The 7528-nt window shown below is 67.9% G+C and carries 6 protein-coding genes and 1 pseudogene; 3 read left to right on the forward strand and 4 right to left on the reverse strand.

Annotation, left to right across the window (positions count from 1 at the left end; translation table 11 throughout):
• The 4 genes from AC1DKV_RS40045 to AC1DKV_RS40060 form a co-directional block, all read right to left on the reverse strand.
• Positions 1 to 616, reverse strand: a 616-nt coding sequence (locus AC1DKV_RS40045) for an ABC transporter substrate-binding protein (RefSeq protein WP_441624411.1), incomplete at its 3' end; no start/stop codon positions are given.
• A 74-nt stretch (positions 617 to 690) separates the two neighbouring features.
• Positions 691 to 1980 (reverse strand): NAD(P)/FAD-dependent oxidoreductase, encoded by a 1290-nt coding sequence (locus AC1DKV_RS40050; protein ID WP_441624413.1) that lies wholly within the window; start codon positions 1978 to 1980, stop codon positions 691 to 693.
• Between the two features lie 28 nt (positions 1981 to 2008).
• A complete protein-coding gene (locus AC1DKV_RS40055) occupies positions 2009 to 2674 on the reverse strand; it encodes a haloacid dehalogenase type II (protein WP_477139712.1) in 666 nt (221 codons plus the stop codon).
• 222 nt (positions 2675 to 2896) lie between these two features.
• Positions 2897 to 4420, reverse strand: a complete 1524-nt coding sequence (locus AC1DKV_RS40060) for an aldehyde dehydrogenase family protein (RefSeq protein ID WP_477139713.1) — start codon at positions 4418 to 4420, stop codon at positions 2897 to 2899.
• 449 nt (positions 4421 to 4869) lie between these two features.
• Between AC1DKV_RS40060 and AC1DKV_RS40065 the strand changes: the two are divergent.
• The 3 genes and pseudogenes from AC1DKV_RS40065 to AC1DKV_RS40075 form a co-directional block, all read left to right on the forward strand.
• A pseudogene (locus AC1DKV_RS40065) lies at positions 4870 to 5055 on the forward strand (2Fe-2S iron-sulfur cluster-binding protein); the annotation flags it as partial.
• Positions 5051 to 6406: an FAD/NAD(P)-dependent oxidoreductase gene (locus AC1DKV_RS40070; RefSeq protein WP_477139714.1), complete on the forward strand. Its 1356-nt coding sequence runs from the start codon at positions 5051 to 5053 to the stop codon at positions 6404 to 6406. The pseudogene AC1DKV_RS40065 and the gene AC1DKV_RS40070, both read left to right, overlap by 5 nt.
• Positions 6403 to 7528 (forward strand): NAD(P)/FAD-dependent oxidoreductase (locus AC1DKV_RS40075; RefSeq protein ID WP_441624485.1); only part of this gene is annotated, 1126 nt, incomplete at its 3' end. The genes AC1DKV_RS40070 and AC1DKV_RS40075, both read left to right, overlap by 4 nt.

A 7528-nucleotide genomic window follows, 5' to 3' on the forward strand; every position in this document is an offset into this window, starting at 1 on the left:
TGACGATGAGGAAGTGGAAGGTGCCCAGGATCACCGGCAGGTCGGCATTGGGGCTGGTGAGCACCACCGTGACCTCGTTCGGGCCGGTGGCTTTCACGCTCTCGATCTGCTCGGCCAGCACCTTGGCCTTGGAAGCGGTGGCGGGGTCCTTGTGGCGCATGATCGAATACACCACGTCGGCCGGGGACAACGCCTTGCCGTCGTGGAAGGCCACGCCCTTGCGCAGCGTGAAGACCCAGGTCTTGGCATCGGTGGTGTTGAACGATTCGGCCAGGGCAGCCCGCGGCGTCAGGCTCCTATCGAGCGAGGTCAGCCCGTTGTAGACCATGTTGCAGCGCACGTAGTCGTTCTGGTTCGACTGCTTGGCCGGATCGAGCGTATCGGAGGCGGCTCCCGTGGCAACGGCCACGCGGATACGGCCACCACGCTTTGGCGTCTCTGCATGGGCCTTGGCGGCCATGCCAGCCAGGCTGCCGGCCAGCGTGGCCTGCATGCCGCCCGCCAGCAGCATCGCCAGCACGTCACGCCGCGTGGCTCCGCGCTTGAGCAGATCCATCACACGAAGGCTTTCGCCGGGACCGACAATGCTCTCGAACTCATTACCGCTATCGTTCATGGTTGGTTGTGCTCCTGATTATTCTGAGAGGGAAACAGCGGGATCGCGGCGAAAGCTCAGCAGGTGCGCAAAGCTCAAGCAAGCCGGTCCTTGAGCTGGTAGTACAAGCCCACCGCAGGCAGGAACCACGGCGGGCCAAAATGCCCGGGAATGGCGGGCCAGTCGCGCTCGCGCCACGGATTGGCAGCCGCGTCGCCGGCCATCACCGCAGCCATGCGCTCGCCCATGTGCACCGACATCTGCGTGCCATGCCCGCTATAGCCCATGGAGTAGAACAGGCCGTCGTGCTCGCCTGCATGCGGCAGGCGGTCCTGCGTCATGTCGACCAATCCGCCCCAGCAATAGTCGAGCCGGACGTGGCCGAGCTGCGGGAAKATCTGGGCCAGGCCGGCGCGCAGGATCTCCCCGCTGGCAGCATCCTGCTGCGGGCTGGAGACGGCAAAGCGCGCCCTGCCGCCGAACACCAGCCGGTGGTCGGGCGTGAGGCGGAAGTAATGGTGAATGTTCGCCACCGTGACATAGGTACGGCGTTTGGCCAGCAGTGCCCTAGCGCGTTCGACGCCCAGCGGCTCCGTGGTAACGATGAAACTGCCGATCGGCACGATGCGACGGCGCAGCCAGCCGAAGCTGCCGTAGCCGCCGTGGCGCGATGCCCCGGTAGCGAGCAGCACCTGCCGGGCCAGCACCGTGCCGCGCTCGGTGTGCAGGCGGTGCACCTGGCCTTGCACACGCTCGATGCGGAGCACGCAGGTGCCAGTGTGGATCTGTGCGCCATGGCGCTGTGCTGCCACGGCCAGTCCTTGCGCGAAGCGGCCCATATGCATCTGGCCGCTGCGCTTGTACAGCAGGCCGCCGTGAAAACGCTCGCTCTGCACCTCGGCACCCACGCGCGCCGCGTCGAGAATTTCCACGTCGGTATCCACGCCGTCGACGACCAGGCGCTCGGCGCTGCGCCGCAGCGCGTCCATCTGGTGAGCCTTGGTGGCGAGCTTGAGCTTGCCGTTGCGCTGGAAGTCGCAGGCAATGCCCTCGTCGCGCACGATACGCTCCACGGTATCGACCGCGTCGTCATAGGCGTGGTACCAGCCGCGGGCGCGTTCCACGCCCACCCTGGCAGCCAGCTCCGCGTAGTCCACCGCCAGCCCGTTGTTCACATGGCCGCCATTGCGCCCCGAGGCCTCGGGCGCCACGGTGGCGCCGGCCTCCAGCACCACCACGCTGGCGCCACGCCGCGCCAGCGCCAGCGCCGCCGAGAGCCCCGTGAAGCCGCCGCCGATGATGGCCACATCGACCTGCGGCGGCAGATTGTGCGCGTCCAGTACCAGTCTTGGCACCGAATCGTTCCAGTAGGAATCAAGCTTCATGGTGGGGATGGAACTGTGGAAGCTCAATTCAAAGGCCGACGACGCCGGGCAGGCCACCGATATCCTGGATCTCKGTGTAGCGGTACGCCGCGTTGCCCGGGCCGTGACCACGGTTCACGAAAACCTTGTTAACGATGCCGATGTCGTCAGCCGACATCAGGTCGTAGCGCAGGCTCGACGACACGTGCAGCACATCCTCCGGGTTGCAGCCCAGCGAGTCGAGCATGTACTCGAAGGCCTTCAGGCGCGGCTTGTAGGCCTGGGCCTGCTGCGCGGTGTAGACGCGGTGGAACGGCGCGCCGAGCATGGCCACATTCTTCTGGATCTGGGCGTCCGAGGCGTTCGACAGGATCACCAGCGGAATCTCCTTGGCCACCTTGGCCAGGCCAGCGGGCACATCCTCATGCGGGCCCCACGTCGGCACGGCGTCGTAGTATTGCTGGCCATCGGTGTCGAAGTACTGGATCTTMCACTTCTTGCACAGGCGGCGCACGGCGTTCTTCAGCACCACTTCGTAGGGCTGCCAGTCGCCCAGTACCTCGTCGAAACGGTAGGCACTGAAGTCGGCGATGAACTGCTCCATCTGCTCGGCAGGGATGCGATCTGCGAACAGTTCGCGCGTCATTTCGCCCATGCGGAAACGCGTAAGCGTGCCATAGCAGTCGAAGGTCACGTACTTGGGACGGAAGGTCATGGTCTCTGATCCTCAGGGTTTTCCGGTCGGCGACCGGGGTGGAGCCGCGCATTGTCCGGCGCAGGCGACAGAATTATTTCGAAAGGATTAAAGCACGCGGCCGCATAGCGTTTATATGGAAATGAGGCCGTGGCACGCGGCGAAACTGCGGTTTGTCATGGGTCCCGCGGCAGGTCATGCGGTTGGCACCGCAGGGGTGCGCAGGCGAGTGATGACGCACCGCTAACGCGCCGCAGCAAAATCGATCAGCACGCTTTTGAAGCGCAAATTTGCCTCTACGGCCTGGCGCCCCAGATCCTTGCCGATGCCCGACTGGTGGTAGCMGCCGGTGGGAATCACAAAATCCGAACTGCGCCCGTAGCGGTTGATCCACACCGTGCCGGCGGCGATGCCGCGCATGGCGCGCAGCGCTCTTCCGATATCGGCAGTGTGTACGCCGGCGGCCAGGCCGTAACGCTCGTGCGAGGCGAGCGCCAGGCCCTCTTCTTCGTCGTCGAACGTTTGCACCGTGAGCACCGGACCGAAGATTTCCTCCTGCACGGCAGGATTGTCCGCCCGCACGCCTTCGATCAGCGTGGGCTGGAAGTATGCGCCGCCCGGCCCGCCGTCGAACAGCCCGCCGCCGCTGCGCACCTGCGCGCCCGGGCAGCACGCGCGCTCGACGATGTCGAGGATGCGCGCCGCCTGTGCTGCCGAGATGATGGGCGGCAGCGTCGCCGCGTCATCCCAGGTCGCACCGGGCCGCAGCGCGGCAAAGCGTGCCGCGATGCGCTCGACCAGCGCCTCGGCAATGCCGCGCTGCACAATCAGGCGCGAGCCCGCGACACATACCTGGCCTGCATTGCCGGTGATGGCGCCGGCAATGATGCCTGCCAGCCGATCGAGGTCCGGCGCGTCATCGAATACCAGTTGCGGGCTCTTTCCGCCCAGTTCCAGCGTGACTGGTTTGGGGCCATGCGACGCGCAACTGGCCATGATCGCGGCGCCCGTTTGCGTCGATCCCGTAAAGGTCATTTTCGAGATCAGGGGGTGGCGCGTGAGCGCATCGCCCGTGGTCCGCCCGTCGCCCTGCACCACGTTGAACAGGCCCGGCGGCACGCCCGCCTCGATCGCCAGCTGGGCCAGGCGCACAGCGGAGAACGGCGTCAGCTCGGAAGGCTTGAGCACCACCGCGTTGCCGGCGGCAAGCGCCGCGCCCACCTTCCACGACACCATCACCAGCGGGAAATTCCATGGGGTGATCGCACCCACCACGCCATATGGCTCGGCCACCACCATGCCTAGGTGATCGTGCTGCGTGGCCGCCACGTCCCCACCGACCTTGTCGGCATATTCGGCGAAGAATCGCAGGCCTTCGGCGGTGAAAGGCACATCCCAGGCCGAGGCAGCGTGCACCGGCCGCGTGGAGCACACCGCTTCGAGCGGCGCGAGACCCTGCACATCGGCTTCGATCAGGTCGGCCCAGCGACGCAGCACGCGCGCTCGCTCGCGCGGGGCACGGCGCGCCCAGTCGCTGGTACGCCACGCCTTCCACGCGTCCTGCACCGCCGCATCCACAGCGGCGGCGTCAGCCAGCGGCAGCTCGGCATGCACCTGGTTATCGGAGGGGCGCCGCACGGGGATGCGGCCGGCATCAGGCACGAGCCGCCCGCCAATGAAATGGCCCGAGGGAACGGAGACTGTCTGGGGGTCGAATATTTGCACGGAAGGAGGGGCGCCGCGTGCCGGCACCGATAGTGGATTCATGCCTCCATGCTAGACAAGAAGTCTCAGCATTTGTCTCCGTTACGGACCGCGCTACCGCATCGAATTGCGAAACTGCCACCCGAGGCGGACGATTCTTGCATCCCTCGGATAAACCCGAGGGCATTCTGGCTCCGCGCGAACGATATGGCCCAGGATAAGTCCGATCGATCACCACAACGACATCGCCATGCACTGCGGCATGGCGCCGGACCAATGGCTGGACAGCCTTGGCCTGCTGCGCGAGGCTGCCGGAAGCCCTCTGCCAAACAATCTGCTGCCACGGCCCGCATAACAGCAGCGTGCTTCGCTCAGTCCCCTGAATGCAGCACCACGCCATGTGCCACTCGCCCTAAGCTTGAGGCACAGGCCAGCCTGTTGTGAAGTCCGCAAAGCCCATTCAGTCAGTCCGGTCAGCCCATTGTTTCCAAACCAACGCCGAGCCGCCGCCCATGCCCGACAACGCTCCCCCACTGCCCGCGCGATTCCTGCGGCTGGCAGAATCCGACCGCCCCGCCATCACCCTGCGCATCGATGGCCGCAGTGCCACCGCCCTGGCKGGTGACACCCTTCTGGTCGCACTGCTGCTGAATGGCCGGCGCGTGCGCGACAGCGAATTCGGCGACGGCCCGCGTGCGCGCCGGCGTACGCGCGGCCCAGGCACTGGCGCAGGCCGGACTGCGCCCTACCGTGATCGACGAAGGCCGGCGCGACGGCGGCCAGATCTACCGCCGCCAGCCCGAAGGCTTCMAACGCTCCTACGCCAAGCTCTATGGCAGCGAGGCCGACAAGGCCCAGGCGCTGCACCGCGACTTCGACGCGCTGCRCGCGCGGATCGACTACCGTCCCAACACGCTGGCGTGGAACCTGACCGAGGGTGAGTTGCACGTCGTGTGCGGGGACGAGCCGCAGACGCTGCCCTTCGACGCMCTGCTGGTGTGCTCCGGTGCCACCGACCGGCTCATGCCGGTGCCCGGCTGGCACCGCGCCGGCTGCTACAGCCTGGGCGCTTCCCAGATCGCGCTCAAGGCACAGGCCTGCGCCATCGGCGCGCAGGTCGTCTTCCTCGGCAGCGGGCCGCTGCTCTACCTGGTGGCCTCGCAGTACGTGCAGGCCGGCGCGCGCGTGGCGGCAGTACTCGACACGTCCTCCGCCAATAAGTCCTGGGGTGCCATCACCGGCCTGCTGGCGCGCCCCCGGCTGGCGCTGCGCGGCCTCGGACTGATCCGCGGCCTCAAGCATGCCGGCGTACCGGTGCTGCAGGGCGTGACGCCGCTGGGCATCGACGGCGATGACCGCCTTGGCGTGCRGGSCGTGACCGTGCGCGATGCGCGCGGACGCGAGCAGCGCTTCGCSTGCGACGCCGTCGGCCTGGGCTGGCACCTGCGCGCCGAGACGCAACTGGCCGACCTCGCGCGCTGCGAGTTCGCCTTCGACCCCGTGAGCCGCCAGTGGCTGCCGCGCATCGACGCGGACGGCCGCAGCAGCACGCGCGGCGTCTACCTGGCCGGCGACGGCGCGCGCATCCTCGGTGCCGATGGGGCCGAAGCCGCGGGCCGGCTCGCGGCGCTGGCGGCGCTGGCCGACCTGGGGCATGAGCGGGGCCGCGCACAATACGCCGCGGAATCGGCTGCGCTGCGCCGCAYCCTCGACCAGATGGACCGCTTCCGCCAGGGGCTGGCGCGCGCCTTCCCGTGGCCGCACACGCAGGCCGCCGCCCTGCCCGATGCCGCCGTGGTATGCCGCTGCGAGGCCGTGACSGTGGGCGAGCTGCGCCGCTGCGTGAGCGAACTGGACAGCCAGGAAGTCAATCGGGCCAAGGCCTTCAGCCGCGTCGGCATGGGCCGCTGCCAGGGCCGCTTCTGCGGCCATGCCGCGGCCGAGATCGTGGCGCAGGCCTGCGGCATCCCGATCGAACAAGTCGGTCGCCTGCGCTCGCAGGCACCGGTCAAGCCACTGATGATGAATACACACGAGGTGAAGGCATGAGCAGCACGGCATCCAAGACGCACGACGCCGATGTGCTGGTGCTCGGTGGCGGCCTGATGGGCACCACCACCGCCTTCTTCCTGCGCCAGCAGGGCCTCTCGGTGGTGCTGCTGGAGCGCGAGCTGGTCGGGCGCCAGGCCAGCGGCACCAACTTCGGCAATGTGCGCCGCCAGGGACGYGCCCTGCACCAGATGCCGCTGGCCAATCGCGCGCGTGCCGTCTGGGGCCGCGTGAAGGAACTGCTGGGCGARGACCTCGAGTTCGTCCCGTACGGCCACCTGCGCGTGTGCTACACCGAACAGCAGGCCRCCGTGCTCGAGCAACAYGYSCGCGACGTGAAGCCGCTCGGRCTGGAYCTGSAGCTCTTCAGCGCCGAGCAGTTGCGCCGGCGCTGGGGCATCTTTGCGCCCGGCGTGGTGGCAGGYTCGTACTCGCCGCAGGACGGCCAYGCCAACCCGCGCCTGGCCGGCCCGGCCTTCGCGCGCGCCGCGCGTCGCGCCGGCGCGCAGATCGTCGAGCATGCCGAGGTGATGCAGGTCGAGCGCGACGCCAATGGCTTTGTCGCTCACACCGCCGATGGCCGGCGCTTTCGCGCACCGCAAATGCTGGTGGCGTGCGGCGCCTGGTCCAACCGCATGGCCGAGCAGTTCRGCGAGGGCGTGCCGATGGACGCGCGCGGCCCGCAGATGGGCGTGACCGAGCCGCTGCCCTATGCCATCGGCCCTTCCATCGGCGTTTCTACGCCGATCGAGCATGAGAGCCTGTACTTCCGCCAGATCTCACGCGGCAACATCGTCTTCGGCGGYGGCCTCAAGGGGCCGGCGTACACCGASCGCATCCGCGCCTACGTGAAGCCCGACAACGTGCTGCGCCARCTGCGCGAACTGCGCCGCTTCGTGCCGGCCTTCGAGCATGTGCAGCTGATTCGCGTGTGGAGCGGCATCGAAGGCTATACCCCCGACTGGCAGCCGGTGATGGGCCCCAGCGCCACGGTGCCCGGCCTGTACTACGCCTTCGGCTTCAATGGCGAGGGCTTTGCGATCAGCCCCGGCGTGGGCGAAACCATGGCGGAGCTGATCGCCACGGGCCGTACCTCGATTCCGCTGGAGCCTTATGCCATCG

The sequence above is a fragment of the Cupriavidus sp. 05T41 genome (genome assembly GCF_056396525.1).